The organism is Roseateles sp. GW821-FHT09H11 (assembly GCF_059415845.1).
In genome coordinates this window covers 1,578,233-1,602,004 of sequence record NZ_JBWKOA010000001.1, presented here as the reverse complement: position 1 = coordinate 1,602,004, position 23,772 = coordinate 1,578,233, and the positions used below count along the sequence as shown (strand labels likewise).

At 70.2% G+C, this 23,772-nt stretch carries 19 protein-coding genes; 12 read left to right on the top strand and 7 right to left on the bottom strand.

Annotated elements, in window-relative coordinates:
- Positions 1-34: 34 nt before the first annotated feature.
- Together AC07PR_RS06695 and AC07PR_RS06690 are read right to left on the bottom strand one after the other, a co-directional pair.
- The gene (locus AC07PR_RS06695) at positions 35-1,873 is read right to left on the bottom strand and encodes an ATP-binding protein (protein ID WP_495134785.1); all 1,839 of its coding nucleotides are present in this window, start codon (positions 1,871-1,873) and stop codon (positions 35-37) included.
- A gap of 163 nt (positions 1,874-2,036) precedes the next feature.
- On the bottom strand, positions 2,037-2,840 hold the full coding sequence (locus tag AC07PR_RS06690) for a pseudouridine synthase (RefSeq protein WP_495134784.1): 804 nt from the start codon (positions 2,838-2,840) through the stop codon (positions 2,037-2,039).
- Positions 2,841-2,896: 56 nt separating this feature from the next.
- Between AC07PR_RS06690 and AC07PR_RS06685 the strand changes: the two genes are divergently transcribed.
- Entirely contained in the window at positions 2,897-3,886 is a 990-nt protein-coding gene (locus AC07PR_RS06685) for a hypothetical protein (protein ID WP_495134783.1), read from the top strand.
- Positions 3,887-3,962: 76 nt separating this feature from the next.
- On the opposite strand, the gene AC07PR_RS06680 is transcribed toward AC07PR_RS06685, so the two are convergent.
- The 4 genes from AC07PR_RS06680 to AC07PR_RS06665 all read right to left on the bottom strand — a co-directional run bounded on the left by AC07PR_RS06680 (position 3,963) and on the right by AC07PR_RS06665 (position 7,999).
- Entirely contained in the window at positions 3,963-4,970 is a 1,008-nt protein-coding gene (locus AC07PR_RS06680; RefSeq protein ID WP_495134782.1) for a P1 family peptidase, read from the bottom strand.
- 20 nt (positions 4,971-4,990) lie between these two features.
- Complete coding sequence (locus AC07PR_RS06675; RefSeq protein WP_495134781.1) at positions 4,991-5,539, bottom strand: DUF3617 domain-containing protein; 549 nt, start codon at positions 5,537-5,539, stop codon at positions 4,991-4,993.
- A 144-nt stretch (positions 5,540-5,683) separates the two neighbouring features.
- Positions 5,684-6,805, bottom strand: a complete 1,122-nt coding sequence (locus AC07PR_RS06670; protein ID WP_495134780.1) for an acyl-CoA dehydrogenase family protein — start codon at positions 6,803-6,805, stop codon at positions 5,684-5,686.
- Positions 6,806-6,820: 15 nt separating this feature from the next.
- Positions 6,821-7,999 (bottom strand): acyl-CoA dehydrogenase family protein, encoded by a 1,179-nt coding sequence (locus AC07PR_RS06665; RefSeq protein WP_377155987.1) that lies wholly within the window; start codon positions 7,997-7,999, stop codon positions 6,821-6,823.
- Between the two features lie 180 nt (positions 8,000-8,179).
- Between AC07PR_RS06665 and AC07PR_RS06660 the strand changes: the two genes are divergently transcribed.
- The 6 genes from AC07PR_RS06660 (at position 8,180) to AC07PR_RS06635 (ending at position 14,795) form a co-directional block, all read left to right on the top strand.
- Positions 8,180-9,235 (top strand): isoaspartyl peptidase/L-asparaginase family protein, encoded by a 1,056-nt coding sequence (locus AC07PR_RS06660; protein ID WP_495134779.1) that lies wholly within the window; start codon positions 8,180-8,182, stop codon positions 9,233-9,235.
- A gap of 44 nt (positions 9,236-9,279) precedes the next feature.
- A complete protein-coding gene (locus tag AC07PR_RS06655) occupies positions 9,280-10,188 on the top strand; it encodes a DMT family transporter (protein WP_495134778.1) in 909 nt (302 codons plus the stop codon).
- Positions 10,185-11,291, top strand: a complete 1,107-nt coding sequence (locus tag AC07PR_RS06650) for an enoyl-CoA hydratase/isomerase family protein (RefSeq protein ID WP_495134777.1) — start codon at positions 10,185-10,187, stop codon at positions 11,289-11,291. The genes AC07PR_RS06655 and AC07PR_RS06650 overlap by 4 nt, the downstream gene beginning before the upstream one ends.
- Before the next feature lie 133 nt (positions 11,292-11,424).
- A complete protein-coding gene (locus AC07PR_RS06645) occupies positions 11,425-13,605 on the top strand; it encodes a TonB-dependent receptor (protein ID WP_495134776.1) in 2,181 nt (726 codons plus the stop codon).
- A 179-nt stretch (positions 13,606-13,784) separates the two neighbouring features.
- The gene (locus AC07PR_RS06640) at positions 13,785-14,399 is read left to right on the top strand and encodes a hypothetical protein (RefSeq protein ID WP_495134775.1); all 615 of its coding nucleotides are present in this window, start codon (positions 13,785-13,787) and stop codon (positions 14,397-14,399) included.
- 9 nt (positions 14,400-14,408) lie between these two features.
- A complete protein-coding gene (locus tag AC07PR_RS06635) occupies positions 14,409-14,795 on the top strand; it encodes a hypothetical protein (protein WP_483105791.1) in 387 nt (128 codons plus the stop codon).
- Between the two features lie 66 nt (positions 14,796-14,861).
- On the opposite strand, the gene AC07PR_RS06630 is transcribed toward AC07PR_RS06635, so the two are convergent.
- Complete coding sequence (locus AC07PR_RS06630) at positions 14,862-15,530, bottom strand: PEP-CTERM sorting domain-containing protein (protein WP_495134774.1); 669 nt, start codon at positions 15,528-15,530, stop codon at positions 14,862-14,864.
- 272 nt (positions 15,531-15,802) lie between these two features.
- On the opposite strand from AC07PR_RS06630, the gene AC07PR_RS06625 reads away from it, so the two are divergent.
- The 5 genes from AC07PR_RS06625 (at position 15,803) to AC07PR_RS06605 (ending at position 23,605) form a co-directional block, all read left to right on the top strand.
- Positions 15,803-18,055 (top strand): hypothetical protein, encoded by a 2,253-nt coding sequence (locus AC07PR_RS06625; RefSeq protein ID WP_495134773.1) that lies wholly within the window; start codon positions 15,803-15,805, stop codon positions 18,053-18,055.
- Between the two features lie 84 nt (positions 18,056-18,139).
- Positions 18,140-19,099 (top strand): peptidyl-prolyl cis-trans isomerase, encoded by a 960-nt coding sequence (locus AC07PR_RS06620; protein ID WP_495134772.1) that lies wholly within the window; start codon positions 18,140-18,142, stop codon positions 19,097-19,099.
- Positions 19,096-20,064 carry a HupE/UreJ family protein gene (locus AC07PR_RS06615; RefSeq protein WP_495134771.1) on the top strand — a complete coding sequence of 323 codons (969 nt, stop codon included), beginning with the start codon at positions 19,096-19,098 and terminating at the stop codon, positions 20,062-20,064. Before AC07PR_RS06620 ends, AC07PR_RS06615 begins: the two co-directional genes overlap by 4 nt.
- Positions 20,065-20,075: 11 nt before the next feature.
- Positions 20,076-20,705, top strand: coding sequence for a putative 2OG-Fe(II) oxygenase (locus AC07PR_RS06610; RefSeq protein ID WP_495134770.1), 630 nt, complete (start codon positions 20,076-20,078; stop codon positions 20,703-20,705).
- Complete coding sequence (locus AC07PR_RS06605; protein ID WP_495134769.1) at positions 20,702-23,605, top strand: fused MFS/spermidine synthase; 2,904 nt, start codon at positions 20,702-20,704, stop codon at positions 23,603-23,605. The genes AC07PR_RS06610 and AC07PR_RS06605 overlap by 4 nt, the downstream gene beginning before the upstream one ends.
- The last annotated feature ends 167 nt before the right edge of the window (positions 23,606-23,772 follow it).

Below are 23,772 nucleotides of genomic sequence, written 5' to 3'. Positions count from 1 at the left end.
CGGGATCCGATGGATCAGGCGCGGATCTGACGGATCAGGCGGCCGCGGCGGCCGGCGAGGCCGGCAGGTGCTGCGCGACGACGGCCAGCAGCTCATCCATCTCGAACGGCTTGACCAGATGGCCGTCCATGCCGCTGGCCAGGCAGCGGGCGCGGTCCTCGTCGACGGTGCTGGCGGTCAGCGCGACCACCGGCGTGCGCGGCAGCAGGCGGCGCGCCTCTTCCTGCCGCCACGCGGTCGTGGTCGCATAACCGTCCAGCTCGGGCATGTGGCAGTCCATCAGCACGAGGTCGAAGCGCTGGGCGCTCAACAACTCGAGGGCCTCGCGCCCGTGTTCGGCCGGCACGACGCTCAAGCCGCAGCGCTCCAGCATCGTCGTGGCGACCAGCAGGTTGACCGGACTGTCGTCGACCAGCAGCACGCGGCCCTCCAACTGAGGCGGCGGGTGCGGCGGCGTGCCGGCGGACGGGGCGCGCATCGGGGCGGCGGCCTCGGCGGCGCAGGCCTGCAGCGGCAGCGTGAACTCGAACACCGAGCCCTGGCCCGGCGCCGACGCGCAGCGCAGGTCGCCGCCCATGGCCCGGGCGATCTCGCGGGAGATCGTCAGCCCGAGCCCGGCGCCGTCACGGCGGGCGCGGTCCGTGCCGGGGCCGCCCGCCTGCTCGAAGGGCGCGAAGATGCGTTCGAGCTGGTCCGCCGGGATGCCGTCGCCGGTGTCCCGGACCGCGAAGTGGAGCAGGGTGCCGGCGCGCATGTCCAGCACCGACGAGACCTCCAGCCCGACACGGCCGTGGTCGGTGAACTTGATGGCGTTGCCCACCAGGTTGTGCAGCACCTGCTGGATGCGCGAGGCGTCGCCCATCGCCCGGGCGGGGAGCTGCGGCGCGACGCTCAGCGTGAAGTCCAGTCCCTTGGCCCGCGCGGACTCGCCCAGCAGCCGGGCGACGTCGCCGGCGACCTCGCGGATGTCGAAGGGCCGCGCCTCGACGACCAGCTTGCCGGATTCGATGCGCGCCAGGTCCAGGATGTCGTTGACCAGCGTCAGCAGATGCCGGCCGGAGCGGCGCACGATCTCGACCTGCTCGCGCTGCTGCGCGCTGAGGTCGCCGCGCTCCAGCAGCTGGGTCATGCCGATGATGCCGTTGAGCGGCGTGCGGATCTCGTGGCTCATCACCGCGACGAAGCGGCTCTTGCTGCTGCTGGTCTCCTCGGCGGCGTTGAGCGCCAGGCGGCGCTGCTCGGCCAGGCGGGCCTGCTCGAAGCGCAGGCGCAGCAGTTCCAGCGTGCCGGCCTCGATGCGGCGGGATTCCAGGACCGTCAGCAGCCAGAACATCGCCAGTCCGCCGACGCTGAGCCAGCCGGTCACGCCGCCCTGCAGCGCGAGCCGGATCGCCAGCGGCGCGATCACCAGCGAGGCGAACAGCGCCTGCCCGCGCGCCCAATGGCCCAGCGACACCATCGTGAAGGCGACCAGGCCGACCAGCGTCGTCATGACCGCGCCGTCGATCTCCGGCAGGTTGGGGGTGGCGAAGAGGGCGCCGATCACGCCCCAGGCCAGGCCGTCGAGTCCCAGTCCGGCCAGGTAGCGCCGTTCCTCGCGCGGCGAGGCGCGCTCCTGCAGCGGCAGGGCGAGGAAGCGTCGGGCCTGGACCGTGCGCCACAGCGAGATGATCCAGCGCGCCCCCAGCCAGCCCAGCAGGTCCACGACGGGCAGGTGCGGCCACAGCAGCACGACCGGCAGCAGGCCGAACAGCGCGCCCACGCCCGCGGGCATGGCCACGCGGGCCTGCAGGCTGCTCAGGCGCTCGGCCCGGACCTGGATCGCCACGCTGGCGGCGCTGTCCTCGTGATGTGCGATGTCTGAAATTCCCATACGACCCGGCCGGCGAGGTGTCCGACCGATGCGGCTCCTGCTGCTGGCGCCGCTCCAGGGCGGCGCTTCGGTGGCGCGTTTCTACCCAAGGATGGTGATCCGTGGACTCGGGGACTTCCCGCGAGTGGGCGCTGGCCGGAGACGCCCCGGGCGCGGACCCGGGTCAGCCGGCCGAGCCGGGCGCCGAAGAGCCGGGGCCGGAAGGCGGTTCGGACATGGCGAGCTCGCGATGACGCTCGTCGAGCCACATCCAGCCGCCTTCCTTCAGGTCGGCCGGCAGTTCCAGCGAGCCGATGCGCTGCCGGTGCAGGCTCAGCACCCGGTTGCCGACCGCGGCCACCATCCGCTTGGCCTGGTGATAGCGACCCTCGGTGAGCGCCATCTGCAGGCGCCCGTCGGGCAGACGCTCGGCGGAAACGGCCCGCACCGGTTCCTCGGCGAGCTTGGGGTTGCGCTCCTCCAGCAGCACGCCGGCGACGAGCCGGCGCAGCTGTTCCTCGTCCACATCGGCCTTGCAGACCGCCTGGTAGAGCTTGGGCACGTGGTACTTCGGGCTGGTCAGCTTGTGCTGGAGCGGACCGTCGTCGGTCAGCAGCAGCAGGCCGGTGGTGTCCTCGTCGAGGCGACCCACGGGCTGGATGTCGCGGTTGCGCACCGGTTCGGGCAGCAGCGAGAACACGCTCGGGTGATGGCTGGGCTTGCGCGAGCACTCGTAGCCGGCCGGCTTGTACAGGAGGATCAGCGCCTTCTCGTGGTAGGGCCAGGTCTGGCCTTCCACCTCGAAGACGAGGCCCGCGGTGTCGAAGGCCTGGTGCGGATCGTCGACGACCGTGCCGCCGATCGAGACCAGCCCGTGGTGGACCAGCGCGGCGCAGTGCCGGCGGGTGCCGAAGCCCTGGCTGAAGAGGATCTGGGCGAGGGCCACCGGCTTGGCGGACTTGTTGGAAATTGCGGAACTCGAGGTCATGGGGAGGAATTGTCGCTTCGCGGGCGAATGTGTTCAGGAATTGAGCGATGTCAATGTTGGACGTTCGTCAGTGGGATGGGTGGGGGCGTGCGGGGCACCTACACGGCACCTCCGAACCGGTCCTCGCCGCCATGCCATCCATCGTCCAACGCACTTCCATCTCCTTGAACGGGCAGGTCGAACCCCACGCTCAGGCCGACGCTCAGGCCGGCAATCAGGCCGGCAATCAGGTCGAGGGCCGGCGCCTCCACGACCAATTGGGAGCCGAGACAGCGACGCTGCCGCGCTGTCCCCCCGCGCCGGCGGGCTCGCGCACGCCGGCCCATCTCAACGAGGAGACGCTGCTGGGCGACGGGCTGCCGCACGCCAGCCGCCTGCGCGACGGTCCGGTGCTGATGGCGTCGCCGACGGTCCAGGAGGCGCTGTGTTTTGCCCGTGCCTGCGTGAAGCACCAGATCGGCTGGGTCGTGGACCTTCGCTCGTCGAATGACAGACAGCCTGCACACGCGAGTCCCCTGGACGGCGGAAAGCCGGCCTTCGTCAATGAGGACGGGGTCGCCCGCTTTGCACGGAAGGGGCGCGAGGCCCCGTTGCGCGGCGTGGGGCCGGGAGCGGCCGAAGACCACGTCCGCAAGATCGAGCTCAGCCTCCAGCCCGGTCGGCAGACGCCGGCCGCGGATGGCGATGCGCCGCGCGACCTGTCGCAGTCGCTGGACTGGATCCGGGTGCCTGTGGACGACGACAAGCCCATTTCGCCCCAGCGATTGCTCGACACCAGCGTGCATCTGGCCCGCGCGGCGTCCACGGCGCACGTGGCGTTCCAGTGCGCGCAAGGGCAGCACACCGGCGCCACGTTCGCGGCCGCCCACGCATTGCTCGAGGTGCATCGCCGCTTCCCGATCTTCGCGGACGAACTGGAGGATGTCGTGCTGGACGAATGCCTGACCATCCGTCGCGATCGCGGCCCGGAGCTGTTCCGCGCCGAGGACCTCGCGTCACTGATGGCCTTCGGCCGCCTGATGCTGGCAGCGCGGGATCTGCCTTGACAGATGACCCGTCCGGCGCGGGTCGCGGGGATGGGAGGCTGACAGCCGGCCGGGGTTGTCAAACCAGAGCGGACCCTCAGCGCGACTGAACCCGGACCGCGTCCACGATCGCCCGCGCCACCACTTCCGCGGCGACCCCACCGAGCAGCGTCATGTCGCCGTCGACGTCCGCGGCGCCGGTGGCGAGCGCGAACATCACGTCCCCGTCCATCACCGTGTGAACCGGGTGGATGGCGCGTGCCAGGCCGTCATGCGCGATCTGGGCCAGCTTGGTGGCTTGCGCCTTCGTCAGGCGCGCGTCGGTCGCGATGACGCCGATCGTCGTGGCGCTGCCCTGCAGCGCACCGCCGGGGCGTTCGCCGTCAAGCAGCGCCTGGACCGTCGATCGCGGACGGCCGTCCGCGCCGCGCGAGCCCGCGATCACCTCGCCGCCGCGCGGATCGACGACGTCGCCCACCGCGTTCACCGCCACCATCGCCGACAGCGTCACGCCGCCGATGCGCACGGACGCCATGCCCAGTCCGCCCGGCATCGAGCGCTCGACGCCCAGCAGCTTGCCCACCGTCGCGCCCGTGCCGGCGCCGATGCGTCCGCGCGAGCGCTCATTGGCCGACGCTGCGTCGCAGGCCGCGCGGCCGGCCGCCGCATCGGGCGCGGTCTGCGCCCCGTGCAGCCAGAGATCGAAGAGCACCGCGGCCGGCACGATGGGCACCCGCACCTGGCCGACACGGAAGCCGTGCCCCCGCTCCGCCAGCCAGCGCATCACGCCGTCCGCGGCGGCAAGGCCGAACGCGCTGCCGCCGGTCAGCAGGATCGCGTGGACCTGCTGCACGGTGTTCTCGGGACGGAGCAGTTCGAGGTCGCGCGTGCCCGGCGCGGCGCCGCGCACATCGACGCCGGCGGTCGCGCCGGCCTCGCACAGCACGACGCTGCAGCCGGTGGGCACCGACGGATGCGTGAAGTGGCCGACCTTCAGGCCGGCGACGTCGCACAGGGCGCCGGCGTCGGGCGATGCTTCGGGCAACGGGTCGTGCAACGGCTCGTGCAACGGCTCGTGCAACGGGTCGGTCAAAGGGCCGGTCAAGGCGCCGGTCGGGGATCCGCTCAAGGCTTGCCACCCTGCGGCTTCAGCGAGCCGCAGTCGCTGCCCAGGTAGCGGGCCTCGCCGGTGGAGCGCAGCACCTCGGTCTTGCCGTCGCGCTGTGCGCGGATCTCGCTCTTGGTCTTGTAATGGTCCGGGCCGAGGAAGGTGATCTCGTTGGTCCCTTCCGAGGCCGGATTGGTGCAGCGGAAGTTCACCAGCATCGTGTCGCCGGTGCGCTTGCTGTCGTGTTCGCACTTGCCGTCGGTGCGCGGCATCGCGGCGCGGTCGGCCTGTTCCTTCGTGACGCAGGATTTGAGCGTCAGCTCGCCGCCCTGGAAGTTCATGCTGACGCCGTGCTGCGACATCATCGATTCCATCTGCTTGCGCTGCTCGGGCGGCAGCGCCGCCATCTGCTTCTGCATCTGCTCCATCTGCGCCTGACGCTGCGGATCGAGCTGGGGCTTCTGCTTGATCTCCCACAACCCGGGCTTGAAGTCCTGGGCGGAAGCGGACACGACGCCGGCCGCGAGCAGCAGGCCGACGATCAGGGAGGAGGGGGCGAAAGACATGGCAGGCTCCCTCGCCGCAGCAGGGGCGAGCCACGCCAGTGTACGCAGCGGCGAGTCGGGATGCACCGCTAGGCGGAAACCGGAGCCATAGCAGCGCTATGGCGAGGATTTCCAACGACGCGGTGCGCCCGAATCGCCGCTGCGTCAGGCGAAGACGCCGGCCGTGTCCTGCATACGCGCACTCACCTCGCCGAGGTGGTGCAGCGAGTCGCCGTACTGCATCTCCATGACGGCCAGGCGCTTGAAGTAGTGGCTGCCGATGTACTCGTCGGTCACGCCGATGCCGCCGTGCAGCTGCGTGCACTGCTGGCCGACGAAGCGCATCGACTGACCCAGCTGCACCTTGGCCTGCGAGATCGCGCGGCGGCGCGCGTCCGCCGGCTCGTTCAGCTTGAGCGTGGCGAAGTAGCTCATCGAGCGCGCCAGCTCCAGCTGCATCTTCACGTCGGCCATGCGGTGGCGCAGCGCCTGGAAGCTCGCGATCGCGACGCCGAACTGCTTGCGCGTGTTCAGGTATTCCGCCGTCAACGCGACGAAGCGGTCCATCGCGCCGACGGCCTCGGCCGCCTGCGCGGCGATGGCGATGTCGACGGCGTGCTCCAGCACCGCTAGGCCGCGGTCGGGACCGACCAGCAGCGTAGCGGGGGTGTTCTTGAGCGTGAGCTCGGCGGCGCGCGATCCGTCATGCAGCGCGTAGCCGCGCAGCGAGACACCGGCCGCGTCCTTCGCGACGAGGTACAGCGCGATGCTCGCGCCGGCGCCGCCCGCGCAGGCCGGCACGATGAAGGCGTCGGCCGCGTCGCCGGCCGGGACGACGCTCTTCGCGCCGGTCAGGCGGTGATCCGCCGTCGCGATCGTGTCGCAGACGTCGAGTCGGTAACGCGCCTTGCGCTCCTGATGCGCCAGCACGACCAGCGCCTCGCCGCCCGCGATGCGCGGCAGCCACTCGCCTTGAACGTCATCGCCGGCGTGCGCGAGCACGGCCGGCGCGACCAGCCCGCCCTGCGCATACGGCTCCATCACCAGGCCGCGGCCCAGCTCTTCCATCACGACCATCGCCTCGGCCGGGCCGAAGCCCAGGCCGCCGTGGGCCTCGGGCACCGCGAGCGCGGTCAGGCCCAGTCCGGCCAGCGCGTTCCACGCGTCGCGCGAGAAGCCGCCCGCCTTCACGATCGCGCGGCGCTGCTCGAAGCCGTAGTCCTTGTCCACATAGCGCCGCACCGCGTCGCGCAGCGAGTTCTGGTCTTCGGTGAAATCGAAATCCATGTCGTGTCTCCTGCCTCAGCCCAGAACCGTCTGCGCGACGATGTTGCGTTGAACCTCGTTCGAGCCGCCGTAGATCGTCGTCTTGCGATAGTTGAAGTAGTGGCTCGCCAGCGGCGCGCAGTGGGCCGCGCCGACCTGGTCGCCCTGCCAGCCGGCCTCCATCGCTTCCTGGATGAAGGGCGTCGAGTACGGCCCGGCGGCCAGCATCATCAGCTCGGTGTAGCGCTGCTGGATCTCGCTGCCGCGGATCTTCAGCAGGCCGGCGACGTCCAGCGACTGCTTGCCGCTGGACTCGGCCGACAGCACGCGCAGCACCATCATCTCGAGCGCGACGATGTCCACCTCCAGCAACGCGATCTGGTCGCGGAAGCGCGGGTCGTCGTAGACGCCCTCGGCCTTGGCGATGCGCTTGAGGCGTTCGAGCTCGCGCTTGCCGCGGTTGACGTCGGCGATGTTGGTGCGCTCGTGCGCGAGCAGGTACTTGGCGTAGGTCCAGCCCTTGTTCTCCTCGCCGACCAGGTTCTCCGCGGGGACCACCACGTCGTCGAAGAAGACCTCGTTCACCTCGTGCTCGCCGTCGAGCATGGTGATGGGACGCACGGTCACGCCGGGCGACTTCATGTCGATCAGCAGGAAGGAGATGCCGGCCTGCGGCTTGACGCTCGCATCGGTGCGCACGAGGCAGAAGATCCAGTCGCCGTACTGGCCCAGCGTGGTCCAGGTCTTCTGGCCGTTGACGACGTAGGTGTCGCCGCGGCGTTCGGCGCGCGTCTTCACCGAGGCGAGGTCCGACCCGGAGCCCGGCTCGCTGTAGCCCTGGCTCCACCAGACGTCGCCGCTCATGATGCCGGGGAGGTGGCGCTCCTGCTGCTCGCGCGAGCCGAAGGCCATGATCACCGGCGCCACCATCACCGGCCCGAAGGGCACGACGCGCGGCGCGCCGGCCAGCGCGCATTCCTCTTCGAACAGGTGGCGCTGCACGGCGTTCCAGCCCGGGCCGCCGAACTGCTTCGGCCAGGCCCAGCCGTGCCAGCCCTGCTTGCCCAGGATGCGCGCCCAGCGCTGCAGATCGTCCTTGTTCAGCCGCAGCGCGTTGTGCACCTTGTGGCTGATGTCCTTCGGAAGATGCTCCGCCACCCACTGGCGGATGTCGGCCCGGAAGGCCTGTTCTTCGGGAGTGAAGTTGAGGTCCATGCTGGTGTGTCTCCTGCGGTCCTTGATGTCTTGCCCGGCGCTTGTGGCGCGCCTGTCGAGGGAACTGCGGCGGTTTTTAGCACGAGCGTTCGCTTTTTTCCTGTCCCGACCGGGACAAAGCCAGGGGCATCCCGGGGGGCGGGGGGAGAATGCGCGGCTTCCGGGCTCCGCAGAACCGCCATGACCGCCTCGCTCCCGACCGCTCCCTCGACCGCTTCCTCGACCGCTCTCCCGACCCTGTTCGCGACGTCCCTTCCCCGGCCCGTGCTCGCCATCCACGGCGGTGCGGGCACGATCCGCCGCGCCAGCATGAGCGCGAACATGGAGACGCGCTACCGGGCCGCGCTGGCGGAGATCCTGGCCGACGGCGCGGCGTGCCTGGCGCGCGGCGACGCGGCGATGGACGTGGCGGTCGAGGCCGTGCGCCGGCTCGAGGAGTGCGAGCTCTTCAACGCCGGCAAGGGCGCGGTCTACACGGCGGACCAGCGGCATGAGCTTGACGCCAGCGTGATGGACGGGCGCGATCGCGCGGCGGGCGCGGTGGCAGGCGTGACGCGGGTGCGCAATCCGGTGCTCGCGGCGCGGGCGGTGATGGCGCATAGCGGCCACGTGCTGCTGGTCGGCACGGCGGCGGACACCTTCGCCTTCGAGCAGGGCCTGGAGCGCGTGGCGCCGGACTGGTTCGGCACGCCGCAGCGGCTGGCGCAACTGGAGAAGGCGAGGGCGTCGGCGCTCGGCCAGGTGCTGGATCATGACGGGCAGCAGGCGCTCGCCGAGGCCGACTCGACCGTCGAAGGTCCCATCGACGAACAGACCAAGTTCGGCACCGTCGGCGCGGTGGTGCGCGACGCGGCGGGCCACCTCGCCGCGGCGACCTCCACCGGCGGGATGACCAACAAGCGGCCGGGTCGCGTCGGCGATTCTCCGATCCCCGGCGCCGGTTGTTATGCGGACGACCGCAGCGTCGCCGTCTCCTGCACGGGCACCGGGGAAGCCTTCATCCGCGCCGCCGCGGCCCACGAGGTCGGCGCGCTGATGCGCATCGGCGGCCTGCCGCTGTCGGAGGCCTGTGCGCGCGTCGTGTTCGACGAGCTGCCGACGGTGGGCGGCGACGGCGGCCTGATCGCGGTCGACACGCTGGGCAACGTCTGGCTCGGCTTCAACACCGAAGGCATGTACCGCGGCTGGGTCGAGGCCGGCGGCGCGCCGGTGGTCGGCGTCTACCAGGAAGAATGAGGACGGATGAACACGAACGAGGCCGAATGAGGTCGACCGATGCCATGAGCCACCGTGTCGCCGTCCTGCTGATGCTGCTGGTCACGCTGCTGTGGAGCACGGCCGGCGCGGTGTCGCGCCACCTGGATTCGGCGCGCGGCTTCGAGGTGACCTTCTGGCGCAGCGCCTTCAATGCGCTGGCGCTGACGGTCCTGCTGCCGCTGCTGCGCGGCCGGGACTACTGGCGGCGCGCGCTGCCGCGCCTGCGCCGCTCGCCGTCGGTGCTGGGCTCGGGCCTGTGCTGGGCCGTGATGTACACGGCCTTCATGCTGGCGCTGACGATGACCGGCGTGGCCAACGTGCTGGTGACCATGGCGCTGGGGCCGCTGCTGACGGCGCTGTTTGCGCGCGTCTTCCTGCATCAGCGGCTGGCGGCGCGGACCTGGTTCGCGATCTGGGTCGCGAGTGCGGGCATCGCCTGGATGTTCGCGAACGAGATGAGCGCCGGCCCGGCCGCGTGGCTGGGCATGGGCGTCGCGCTGGCGGTCCCCGTCGCGGCGGCCAGCAACTGGACGCTGCTGCAGGCGCGCGCCGGCGACGGCGAGACCGACCTGCTGCCCGCCGTCTGGTTCGGCGCGCTGTTGTCGGCGCTGGCGACGCTGCCGCTGGCCTGGCCGTTCGCGGCCTCGGGGCGGGACCTGCTGCTGCTGGCCGGGCTGGGCGTGTTCCAGCTGGCGCTGCCGTGCCTGATCGTCGTGCGGCTGACGCGGGTGCTGCCGGCGGCCGAGGTGGCGCTGCTGGGTCTGATGGAAGTGCTGCTGGGCGTGCTGTGGGCCTGGCTGCTGGCGGATGAGGCGCCATCGCGGGCCGCGCTGCTCGGCGGTGTTATGGTGCTGGCCGCATTGATAGGCAATGAGCTGCTGGCCGCGTGGCGCCGCCCGGCAGCTTCTACGAGTGGAGAGATGTCGCTGTGATTCCGTCGCTGCAATCCGAAGGGCAGGTCCTGGCCGAGGTCAACGGCTGCCTGGGCCTGATCACCTTGAACCGTCCGCAGGCGCTGAACGCGCTGTCGCTGGCCATGATCCGCGACATGACCGCGCTGCTGACCGCGTGGGCAAAGGATCCCGCGATCCAGGCCGTCGCCTTGATGGGCGCGGGCCGCGAGGGCAAACCCGCGGCGTTCTGCGCCGGGGGCGACATCCGCTTCTTCCACCAGGCCGCGCTCGCCGGTGACGACGCGCTGGACGCGTTCTTCACCGAGGAATACGCGCTCAACCACCGGATCCACCAGTTCCCCAAGCCCTTCATCGCGCTGATGGACGGCGTCGTGATGGGCGGCGGCATGGGCATCAGCCAGGGCGCGCGGCTGCGCGTGCTGACGGAGCACTCCAAGCTCGCGATGCCCGAGACCAACATCGGCCTGTTCCCCGACGTGGGCGGCGGCTACTTCCTGTCGCGCTGCCCCGGCCGCAGCGGCGAGTGGCTGGCGCTGACCGGACAGGTCATCGGCGCGGGCGACGCGATCGAGCTCGGCCTGGGCGATGTCTTCGTCCAGAGCAGCGAGCTCCCGGCGATCGTCGAGGCGTTCCGCACCGGCGTGCAGGACAGCGCCGAGCACGTGGTCGCGACGGTGATGGAGCGCGTGGACCTGGCGCCGGTCGCCGAGCACTGGAACTCGCGGGCGCTGATCAACAGGCACTTCTCGGCGGCCTCGGTGCCGGCGCTGTTCGCCTCGCTCGAGGCGGACGCCGATCCCTGGGCGCAGCACACCCTGGCGACGCTGAAGCAGCGCTCGCCGCTGATGATGGCGGTGACGCTGGAGCAGATCCGGCGCGCCGCGTCGATGAGCCTGGCCGACGACCTGCGCATGGAGCGCGACCTGGTGCATCACTGCTTCCACCTCCGGCCCGGCGCCGCCAGCGAGACGGTCGAGGGCGTGCGCGCGCTGGCCATCGACAAGGACCACGCGCCGAAATGGCACCCGGCCCGCGTCGAGGACGTGACGCGCGCCGACGTCGAGGCCTTCTTCCAGAGCCCCTGGACGGCCGCCGAGCACCCGCTGCGCGGGCTCGACTGATCGCCCGCGCTGTCCCCCACGTCAGTGACGGGCAAAACCCGACCCCCGCGTTTTCAGAGAACCTTCACAGCGTCCGCCTAGAGTCGCCGCACTGCGCACCTCCCGTGCGGAGGGATCTCGGAGCGACGGACGGATGACGATCAGGCGAGGGCCCAGGGCCGCGAACAGGGCGCGCATCGGCGCGGTGGTGTTGGCGGTCTGCGGCCCCGCGTGTGCCCAGATTCCAGGGAGCGTCGACGCCTCCTCCGCCAAGGCGACCGCCACGCCGCGGGACGAGGCGGCGACACCCGTCCAGGTCGCCAGGGCCGAGCCGGTCGCGCTCGACCGCGTCGAGCTCAACGGCCGCCATTACGACAACGGCGTCGGCACGACGGACGCGGCCTCGCAGGGCGCGGTGCGCGCCGAACTGCTGAAGAGCCGCCCGGCGCTGCGCCCCGGCGAGGTCCTGGAGTTCGTGCCGGGGCTGATCGTCACGCAGCACAGCGGCGACGGAAAGGCCAACCAGTACTTCCTGCGCGGCTTCAACCTGGACCACGGGACCGACTTCGCCACGACGGTCATGGGGCTGCCGGTCAACATGCCCAGCCATGCGCACGGGCAGGGCTACTCGGACCTCAACTTCCTGATCCCGGAACTGGTCGAGCGCATTGACTATCGCAAGGGGCCGTACTTCGCCGGCAACGGCGACTTCGCGGCCGCGGGGTCGGCGGACATCGCCTACTTCCGCCGGCTCGACGATCCCTTCGTCGCGCTCACGCTGGGGGAGGGCAAGTACCGGCGCGCCTTGGCGGCCGGTTCGACGGCCATCGGCGGCGGCATGCAGCTGCTCGGCGCCGCGGAGGGCATGCGCAACGACGGTCCGTGGCAGCTGCCGGAGGACCTGAAGCGTCGCAACGTGGTGCTGAGCCTGTCGGATGGCACCGCGGGCACGGGCGGCACCGGCGGCGACCGCTGGCGCATCGGGCTGATGGACTACCGCGCGGACTGGACCTCGACGGACCAGGTGCCGCAACGGCTGATCGATGCGGGCCGCTTCGACGGGCGGCCCTTCGGGCGCTTCGATGCGGTCGACCCGAGCGACGGCGGCAACACGCGCCGCAGCAGCCTGTCCGCCGAATGGCAGCGCGATGCCGAGGGCCGCAGCACGCGACTGGCCGCCTATGCGATGGCCTATCAACTGGCGCTGTATTCCAACTTCACCTACGCGATGGAGCGCCCCGACGTGGGCGACCAGTTCGCGCAGAAGGACGACCGCCAGGTCTACGGCCTGAGCGGGAGTCACGCGTTCGACCACGTGCTGGGCGGCCTGCCGGCGCGTTCCGAGTTCGGCTTCCAGGTGCGCCAGGACCGGGCGCGGGTGGGGCTGTTCAAGACGGTGGCGCGCGTGGTCGTCGATCCGGCGACCGACACGACGCGCGACGACGATGTGCGCGAGACCTTGTCCGGCGTGTACGGCCAGACCAGTGTCGAGCTCGCGCCGTGGGCGCGTTCGGTGCTCGGCGTGCGCGCCGACCAGGGACGCTTCCGCGTGGACCACCGCGCGGGGGAGGGCAACTCCGGCAGCGAGCGCGCGACGCTGGTGTCGCCGAAGTTCTCGCTGGTGCTGGGGCCGTGGGCGAAGACGGAGCTGTTCGTCAACGCCGGCCGCGGCTTCCACAGCAACGACGCGCGCGGGGTGACCAGCGCGAGCGACCCCGCGCAAGGTCTGGTGAAGGCCAGGGGCTACGAGCTCGGCCTGCGCAGCGAGATCGTGCCCGGGCTGCAGAGCTCGGTGGCGCTGTGGAAGCTGGACTTCGATTCGGAGCTGGTCTACGTCGGCGACGCCGGCGCGACCGAGGCCAACCGGCCGAGCCGGCGGCGCGGCATCGAGTGGAACAACCGCTATGTGCCGCTGCCCTGGCTGCTGATCGACGCGGACCTTGCGTGGACGCACGCGCGTTTCTCCGACGCCGATCCGGCCGGCAATCGCGTTCCGAATGCGGTCGACCAGGTGGCCTCGATGGGCGTGACGGTGCGGGAACTCGGGCCCTGGTCGGCGAGCCTGCAATGGCGCTACCTCGGCAGCGGCGCGCTGATCGAGGACAACAGCGTGCGTTCCCATTCGTCGCTGACGACCAGCCTGCGCGTGAGCCGGCGCGTCGGCACGAAGACCGAGCTGACGCTGGACGTCTTCAATCTCTTCGACCGCAAGGTCAACGACATCGAGTACTACTACGAGTCGCAGCTGCCCGGTGAGGCCACACCGGTCGCCGATCGCCACGTGCATCCCGCCGAACCGCGCACCGTGCGCGTCACGCTGCGCCGCAGCTTCTGACGCCGCGCTGAATCAATGACCTCTTCTGCGTAGACGCAGGGGGACTGACCTACTTCAATCAACGCCCCCCATCAGAACGCCCTTCGGAGGGAATCGACAAACGCCTCTTCGCTTCGACACTGCATGCATCCGAGCCGTGAGCTCGATGGTTGTCGCAGTAGACATGGAGAGATATGCAAATGGCGTTTGCAGAAATGGAATCTGAGCTGGAGATGGAGCTGGAGATGGAGCCGGAGGTGGAGTCACTCGATGACCGCGTGACCGAGCCGGAGACGGCGTCGGTGCCATCCCTGTCGCCCGTCAACCCGTCGACCGCGGCGGAGCTTGATGCGCTGGAAGGCATGCCTGGATTGGCTCGGCTGATGCGCATGTTGCGCGTGCCCGAAGAGTTCTTTGGAACTCCGTCTGAGCGCAAAGCCAGGGACCGGGGAGAGTCGGTCGACTGGGCATCGGCGCCGCGGGAGATCGGCAAGTTCCTTGCCTACTGGGACACTCGCTGCAGCGATGTGTTGTTTCACCTGCACTTGGGGGTCGAGGTGCTCCTCAAGCATGGCGTCCGGATCTGCGCTGGTGAGATGGCGATCCTTTTCCTCCATGAGGAGGACACGATGGACATCTTCATCGAGTTGAGCGTCGACACCGACTGGAAGCGAGCCAGTGACTTGACGCGTGAACTCGATGGGCTCGCCAATCAGGTTGGCGTGCCTTATCACGGATTCTGCTTCAGCTTCGTTCAAGGGGCTGGAGACGACGAAACGGATGAGAGTCTTGATTGGGATCAAGACTTGGACTGAGGAGATCGCATGTCAATCAAACCCGAAAACCTTTTGGAACTGGCCAGCGAGCAAGCCCGGCATGTTGGTGAGCCGTGGCGGCGTTCTGCCATTTCCCGCGCGTACTACGCGTCTTTCCACCGATGTCTGGCGTGGGAGCGTGGGCTGGCCCGGCGCGGCCAAGTCGCGAAACCGCAGGGCGGCATTCATCAGCGCCTGATCGACAGGCTCGGCGCGCCAAACGGTGCCTGCACGTCGAAGCAGAAGTGTCAATCGGTCGACCTGCACCGGCTCCTGAGCCGCCAGAAGGATCAGCGCGTGATCGCGGACTATCGTTTGCGGCGCTCCGTGAGTGAGATCGATCTCAAGAAGCAACTCTACGACGCGCGCCTGCTCTTCAAGACCTGCGGCAGCTGATGACAATCAATGCGCCTCCAGGCGCATTGATCGTCGGTGCGGGGCCGGGCAGGCCCCGGTGCAGACTTACTGCGCCCGCTTGCGCCGCGCCACGAACCCGACGGCCGCGAGGCCGGCGAGCATCAGCGCGTAGGTACCCGGCTCCGGCACTGCCGTGATGGCGATGTTGTCGATCGCGCCATTCAGCCCGCCGCTGAACACCAGCGAGCGCCCCACGCCGGCGAAGCTCACCGACGCCAGGTCGAAGTGGCAGTACGACGACTCCGAGCAGCCCAGCTGCGCGTTGTTGGCCAGCGAGAACGAGCCCAGGATCGAGCCCGTGCCGTTCAGGCCGCTGTAGATCGTGACCGCGCTGGCCAGCGCGCTCGCCGACGAGTAGTACAGCGACACCTCGCCGGTGAAGCCCTTGGCGACGTTCATCAGACCGGTCTCGCCGATGTTGTTGAACATCACGCCGCCCATCGTCGGCGCGTTGCTGAAGTAGTTGCCGCTCGGGCTGTCGGCCAGGCCGTCGTTGGCCAGGCCCAGGATCGAGCCGCTGAACGACACGCCCAGGTTGGCGCCGCTCAGGCCGGCGCCGTCGGTGCCGCCGTTGTAGTAGTCGTCGACCGACGCGAAGCTCGTCGGGCCGTCGAAGTCGATCCACGCGTTGGCGGCATGGGCCGGCGCCGCGGACAGGGCGAGGGCCGACAGCGCGGCCAGGGACAGCAAGGCGGTGGAAGCAGCACGCTTCATGGAGGTTCTCCGGTGGGGGTCAGGGGTTGCCTCCCGCATGCAAACCGCGCGGATCGGGCCTGCACGTCGGGACGCTTCGGCCGCGAGTCTCGAATCCGTCCAAGGCAGTCGCGTGACGGAAGTCTCGTTCCACGGGTTTCCCGCGTCCCTGGTTTCAGGGGACGCGATTCCGGGTCCTGCCGCGGCGCTGTCACGGCTCGGTCAAGCCGGCTTTCTACGCTGCGCGTGACTTTTTCCTCATCCGGTCCTCGCTGACTCCTGGAGCAACCACCATGCGCTTCCCCTTCGCCCGACGCGACGTCGCCCTCGCCGCGCTCGCCGCCCTCGGCTCCCTCTCGCTGACCACCGCGCCGGCACCGGCCGCCGCCGCGGGCAAGACCCCCGGCCGCTACGTCAGCGGCGACTTCCACAACCACACCACCTGCTCGGACGGCTCGATCTCGATGCAGAAGCTGGTGAAGAAGGTCACCGACAAGCAGGACACCCCCTGGGGCCTGGACTGGTTCGTCCAGGCCGGCCACGGCGGCAACGGCAACCGCAACTGCACGCTGGTCGAGGACGCCTCGCTGTCCACGCCGGCCTACCCGTTCGTGCAAGGGCAGGGTCCGACGACGACCTGGTCCGCCAGCATCGGCGCGGCCGCGATCAAGGGCGACAACGGCGGCGTCGGCGGCAACGGCAACATGTGGCGCTGGCAGTCGATCCAGGAGTTCCAGTACCCGCTGCTGGAGTACCTGTCGGTCGCGAAGAACCTGCCGCTGTTCATCGGCATGGAATCGGTGGTGGCCGGCCATGAGCACAGCTCGATGTCCATCGTGACGGGCCAGATGCCCAACGGCATCGATGCCACGCAGCTGCCCGCCAGCGGCAGCTTCGCCGCGCTGGGCAACGCGGACGCGCTGGCGCAATGGTCGTACTGCTTCGACCGCGGCGACACCGACCGCAGCCGTGGCAACGTCACCGGCTCCAACGTGGGCAACAACTGGAACTGCGCGGTCCCGGGCAGCAACAGCCAGGCCGACGTGAGCTGGAACGCACAGGCCCAGAAACTGATGCCCGCGAGCGGCGCCGGCGTCGGCACGCGCGGCCACCTGAAGACGGTCGAGGCCTTGAAGTGGATGGCGCAGAACCATGCGACCGCCAGCTACTACGTGCCGGCCCACCTGGAGCGCGCCGGCCCGTTCTATGCCGACGGCAACCAGGGCTTCAACGTCGAGCACCTGCGCAACTTCAACAACGCCGCCCCGGGCATCGCCTTCGGCTTCGAATCGCAGCCGGGCCACGGCGCCTCGGCCAACCGCGGCGAGTACCAGGTCAACCGCAACACCTTCGGCAGTGAGAAGGTCGACTCCGTCGGCGGCACGACCTTCGGCGGCACCGGCGTGTACGCGGGCGTGGTCGGCGGCGTGTGGGACGCGCTGCTCGGCGAGGGCCGCAACTTCTGGTTCTTCGCCAGCTCCGACTGGCACAACCGCGGCAGCTTCGGTCCCGATGACCGCCGCTCGACGCAGGACTTCTACCCCGGCGAGTACCAGCGCACCTACGCGATGGTCCGCAACGGCACCGACAAGCTGCGCCCGCAAGCCATCGTCAACGGGCTGCGCTCGGGCAACGCCTGGTCGACGACCGGCCAGCTGATCGATCGCCTGGCCGTGGTCGTCTGCGCGTCCTACGCCGGCCCGGGCGCGCGCAGCAGCGCCTCGGTGGAGCAGCTCGCGCTGAACGCCGCCACCGGCAACACCGACACCGACGTGGCCGGCTGCGCCACGATGGGCGAGAAGCTGGTGGTGCGTCCGGGCGCCGAGCTCGTCGTCGCCGTCGCGGTGCGCGATCCGGCGGGCACGAACTACTCGCCCTACAGCTTCCCGAATCCGTCGCTGAAGCAGGTCGGCATCGAGCAGCCGATCAACCAGCCGGTGCTGGACCACATCGATCTGATCCGCGGTCTGGTCAGCGGCTACCGCGCGCCGGGCTCGGCCGACTACGCCGGCGAATGGCCGCGCAACACCAACTGGCTGCGCACCGACGGCACGACCACCGGCCTGGCCAACGTCCCCGCCGCGGCGAAGAACACGACGGCCGCGGTGATCCGCAGCTTCAACGGCGCCGGCTCGTCGCCGTGGGTCAAGGTGATCTCGGGCGCGGACAGCACGCAGTTCCTGAAGATGAGCACCCGCATCCCGGCGGTGACCGCCTCGCAGTACGTGCGGCTGCGCGGCACCAACCTGCCGGCGTCGGTGCCGTTCGAGACCGACGGCAGCGGCAATCCGCTGGCGGACCTGTACACCAACGCCAACGACTCGTCCAAGCTGCGCATCGCCTGCACGACGGTGGGGACCAACGTCCCGGCCAACGGCGCGACCTACACCGGCACGACCATCGACGGCTGCCCGAACCACCTCCCGACCGTCGGCGGCGTGAAGTACGTGGCCTACGACGTGGCCGCCTGGTCGGACCTCTGGTTCTACAGCAACCCCGTCTACATCGAAGTGAGCGGTTCGACGCAAGTGGCAGGTGTGAAGTAACCCAGTCGCACTGAAGCCCTCGGCGCCGCGCGTTTCGACGCGCGGCGCATTTCCATTTTCAGAAGTGATCCGATTGCCATGTCGATGACGATGCCCCCCGCCGAAGCGCGCGCTGCTTCTACCTCTTCTTCGTCGTCCAAGGGCGGCTGGCCCTCGTGGACGCGCGAGCCGCTGCTGCACTTCCTGCTGCTGGGCGGCGTGCTGTTCGGCGTGGACCACGTGATGGTCAGCCGCGCGGACGATCCGATGCGGATCGTCGTCGGCCCCGAGGTCGATGCGGAGGCGACGCAGGTGTTCACCGCCTCGCGCGGCCGCGCGCCCGATGCGAAGGAGCTCGCCGCGCTGCGCCAGGTCTGGCTCGACAACGAGGTGCTGTACCGCGAAGGCCTCGCATTGCAGCTCGACAAGGGCGATACGGCGATCCGCGAGCGCGTGATCTTCAAGTCGCTCAGCATGATCGACGCCGGCGTGAAGCTGCCGCCGGCCGACGACGCGCACCTGCGCGGCTGGTTCGAGTCGCATCGCGAGAAGTACGACGATCCCGCGCGCTTCGACTTCGAGGAGGCCGTGCTGGCCGGCGACGCCGATGAAGCGGCCCTGCGCGCCTTCGTCGCGAAGCTCAACGGCGGCGCGGGTGGAGCGAATGGCGGCGCATCGGGCGACACCGGCGCCGGCCTGCGCGTCTTCAAGGGCCGTCCGCATGCCAACCTCGTGCAAAGCTACGGCACGGACTTCGCGAAGGCGATCGAGTCGTCGGCCATCGGCGAATGGCGCGTGTTCCGCACTGTTGAAGGCGGCAATCCGGCCTGGCGCGCCATGCGGCTGGTCTCGACGACGCCGGCCCGACCCGGCGACTTCAACAGGCTGCGCGGCGTCGTGTTGCAGGACTGGACCGATGCGACGCTGTCGGAGCAGCGCAGTGCGGCAGTCCTCGCGCTGAGCCGCAAGTACACGATCCGCCGTGAGACCACCGCGACGACGGCGACAGCGGCGACCACGTCGACCACCGCGCCGTCCGCCGCCCTCGGAGGCGAATCGAAATGAGCCTCTGGATGCGACGGATGCTCGGCCTGCTGATGGCAGCGGCCGCGCTGGCGGGCGGCAGTGCGCGGGCGCACGAGATGAGCATGGCCGAGATGCAGGTGCGCGAGACCGCGCCCGGCGAATTCATCTGGCAATGGACGGCGAGCGAGAAGCGCGCCGCCGAGGAAGTGCTCGCGCCGGCGTGGCCCGAGGGCTGCACGGCGGAAGGCCTGAACCTGCATTGCGGCAAGTCGGGGCTGAAGGGCACGCTGACGATGGACGGCGTCGGCCGCCAGTACTCGGCCGCGCTGGTGAAGGTGTTCTGGATCGACGGCCAGACCAGCGTCTACACGCTGACGGCGGGGCAGCCGTCGGTGCAGCTGTTCGGCTCGGCGCAGGACAGGCGCGGCATGGGCGAGATCGCCCGCGCCTACACGCTGCTGGGCGTGGAGCACATCCTGGCCGGCATCGACCACCTGATGTTCGTGATCGGGCTGCTGTTCCTGGTGGGCTTCCGGCGCCAGCTGCTGTGGACGATCACCGCGTTCACCGCGGCGCACAGCCTGACGCTGGGCATGAGCGCACTGGGCTGGCTGCAGCTGCGGCCGCCGCCGGTGGAGGCCACGATCGCGCTGTCCATCGTGCTGGTCGCGTGCGAGGCGCTGAAACCATCGAAGGGCCGCGAGACGCTGGCGCGCCGCTGGCCGGCGCTGGTGGCCTTCCTGTTCGGACTGGTGCACGGGCTCGGCTTTGCCGGCGCGCTGCGCGAGATCGGCCTGCCGGAGAACCACCTGCTGGTCGCGCTGCTGACCTTCAACGTCGGCGTCGAGATCGGCCAGCTGATGACGGTCGGCGCCTGCTGGGCGCTGTGGCGGGTCTCGCGCCGATGGCCGTGGACCGGGCGGCTGCGCACGGCGCTGCTGTACCTGATCGGCTCGGCGGCGGCTTACTGGTCGTGGCTGCGCATCGCGGCGATCGCCGGGTGAGGGGAGTGTCGATGCCTGCATCCGAGACCTTCAGTCTGTTTCCCACGCCCGTGATGCGCGTGCCGGGCGCCTTGCCGCCGACGCTGGTGGCGGCCCTCGTGGCGCACTTCAGCGCGGAGGCGGTGCGGGACAACAACAGCTCCGCGAAGCTGGTGCACACGCGGATGCTCCAGCCGGGCGACAGCCCCTTGCTGGTCGACGTCGCGGCGCTGCTGGCGGGGCCGCTGTCGGAGTTCGGCGCGCTGCTCTTCGGCGAACGCATGGCCTGGGGCGTCAAGGAGCTCTGGGTCAACGTGATGGCGCACGGCGGCCATCAGGCGATGCACAACCATGCCAACAGCTTCGCCTCGGGGATCGTGTACCTGACGGGGACGGACGACTCGGCGCGGACCGTGTTCATGAAGTCGCCGGGCGGCACCGATTTCAGCTTCAAGAACGACCACCCCGGCATGGTCGCGGGGCCGTTCAATGCGGAGAAGTGGATCAGCCCCTCGCCGTCGCCCGGCGACCTGGTGCTGTTCCCGAGCTACCTGATGCATGCGGTGCCGCCCAACGACGGCCAGACGCGCATCAGCCTTGCGTTCAACGCGATCCCGGCGCGCCTGAACTCGTGGGGCTACACGATCGGGTTCAGCGGATGACGGTGTCGTTGACGCCCGCCGACCCGCCTGCCGCCGTCGACTCCGCGTCGGCGGCGTCACGGAGCCGCGCGCGCCGCGTAGCGCTGGTGTTGATGGGCCTGTCGGGATTCGCGGGGCTCGGCTACCAGATGGTCTGGACGCAGCAGTGCGCGCTGTGGCTCGGCTTCGAGGCGGCGGCGGTGCTCGCCGTGGTCACGGCGTTCTTCGGCGGGCTCGCGCTGGGCGCGATCACCTTCGGCGGACGGATCGAGCGATCGGCGTCCCCCTTGCGTGGGTACCTCGCCTGCGAGGCCGTGATCGGCCTGTGGGGACTGGCGCTGATCGTGCTGATGCAACCGGTCGGCGATGCGGTGGAGCACTGGATCGGCGCGGAGCCGGCCGCGTGGTGGCAATGGACGGTGACCTTCGGCGCGAGCTTCCTGTTGCTGCTGCCCGCCACCGCCGCGATGGGCGCGACGCTGCCGGCGATCGAACGGGTCCTCGGTGCCGACTCAGGCGACTCAGGCGACTCAGGCGAGGCAGGCGAGGGGAAACGTTCCATCGCCGGCCTCTACGCCGCCAACACGCTTGGTGCCGTGCTCGGCGTGCTGCTGGCGACGTTCTGGCTGGTGCCGGCCCTCGGACTGGCGGCGACGGCCGGGGTCTGCGTGGCGATGAATGCCCTGTGCGTGGTCGCGGCGCGGCGGTGGCTTCAGGACCGGCGCGCCGGCGCGAATGACGCAAGCTCCGCAGCACCCGCGGGCGGACGGCCAAGCGCGGCCCATCACGATGCATGGGGGCTCCCGTCCGGGACCCCCACGCACCGTTCCGGGCCCACCGGCGCTCGCTGGACGCAGGCCCTGGCGTTGCTCGCGGTCAGCGGCCTGCTGGGGATCGGCTACGAGGTCGTCGTCGTGCGCGTGCTCAGCCAGCTCAATGAGGACACGGTCTATACCTTCGCGTTGCTGCTGGCCGTCTACCTCGTCGGCACGTCGATGGGCGCGGCGTGCTATCAGCGTTGGCTTCGACGATGGAATGAGGAGCGGCTGTCCACGGTGTTGCCCGGCGTGCTGGCGGCCGCCTGCCTGCTCGGCCTCGCCGCGTTGTGGACGGCGCCGATGCTGAAGGCCGGGACCATCGGGCTGGTCGGTACCGGCTTCGCGGCGGCGCTCGGCGCCGAAGCGCTGCTTGCGGCGGCGGCCTTCGGTCTGCCGACCCTGGCGATGGGTGCGTGGTTCAGCCATCTGGGCGCGCAGGCGTTGGGGCAGGGCGTTGCCTTCGGGCGTGCGCTTGCGGTGAACACGGTCGGAGCAGCGATGGCCGCGCCGCTGTTTGGCGTCGTCGTCGCGCCATGGTGCGGACCGAAGACCGCGCTGCTGCTGATTGCCGGCGGCTACCTTGCCGCCGCCATGGTCGGGGCGCGGGCGTGGCGACGTCCGACAGTCGCGCCGATGAAAGCGACCGCCGCCGCCACGTCGACTGCGACGCCAACGACGGCGACCGCGACGGGGACTTCGACGGCGGCTGCGATGGGGACTGCGATCGGGACTGCGGCCGCGATGGTCGCGCTCGCGCTGATGGCCGTCCTTGGCGCGCCGCTCGCATTCGTCGACCTGCCAGACGGCGCGCATCTCGTCAGCTACGCCGAGGGCAGCATGGCCGCGGTCAGCGTCGTCGAGGACGTGGCGGGCGTGGCGCGACTGCGCATCAACAACCGCCAGCAGGAAGGCAGCAGCGCGAGCCTGTTCGTGGATGGTCGACAGGCCCTGCTGCCCGTGCTGCTGCATCCGGCGCCGCGTCGCGCGCTGTTCCTGGGCCTGGGCACCGGCGCGACGTCTGGCGTCGCGGCGCAGGACCTGACGCTGGAGGTCGACGCGGTGGAGCTGCTGCCGGAGGTGATCGATGCGTCGCCGCATTTCACGCGAGCGCTGGGGCTGGACGCCGCGTTGCCGCGTCTCGTCGCGGCGGACGCGCGGCGGTTCGTGCGCGCGTCCGAAGCGCGCTACGACGTGATCGTCTCGGACAACTTCCATCCGGCGCGCAGCGGTTCCGGTGCGCTCTACACGCGCGAGCACTTCGCCGCCGTGCGCGAACGCCTGGCGCCGCGTGGCCTGTTCTGCCAATGGCTGCCGCTGCACCAGCTGGACCTCGACAGCCTGCGCAGCGTCACGCGTGCCTTCCTGGCGGTGTACCCCGAGGCGATCGCGGTGCTGGCGGCCAACAGCCTGGAGACGCCGGTGATCGGGCTCGTGGGCCGGCGCGAAGCGGATGCGTGGCGCGGGGCGGCTTCATCGGCATCGACATCGACATCGACATCGACATCGACATCGACATTGTCGGCATGGCACGCGCGTGGCAAGCTCTCGCCTGCGAGGCGCGATGGCCGGACGCTGGCCGACTTCGGCATCGAGGACGAGTTCGCGATGCTCGGCGCGATCGTCGCGGGGCCGCGGTCGCTGGCGGCCTTCGCGGGCGAGTTTCCGATGAACACGGACGACCGCCCGATCGTCGCGTACCTGGCGCCGCGACTGGTGTACGCGCCGGCATCGACGCCGAAGGAGCGGCTCTTCGAGTTCCTGCACCAGGTGAGCGCCGCGCCGTCGGACGTCGGCCTGAAGGCGCCGGATGAGGCGCGGCGACTCGCCGCGTACTGGCGGGCGCGCGATCGATTCCTCGAAGCCGGACGATCGGCGCGTCCGGTTGCCGATCCGGCGTCGATGCTGGCGCAGGTGGGCGATCCGCTGCTCGAGGCCCTGCGCTTGAGTCCGGACTTCCGCCCCGCCTACGACCCATTGCTGCAGATGGCGAACGCACTCGCGCCGCGCGATGCGGCGGCGGCTCGGCGCGTGCTCATCGCGCTGCGCGAGGCGCAGCCCGCGCGCCCCGAGGCGGCGCAGGCACTGCAAGCAATGGGGCCGTGAGCATCGCCAGGCCCCTCGCAATGGCCCTCATGTGTATGTGCAGGGGGACTCACCTACTCGAAGTGATTTCCCCCATCGATTCGCTCTTCGAGGGGAATCGACAACCGCGCTTCCGATTCGACACTGCATGCCTTCCCGGGTCGAGGACTCGGCAACAGGAGATGTGC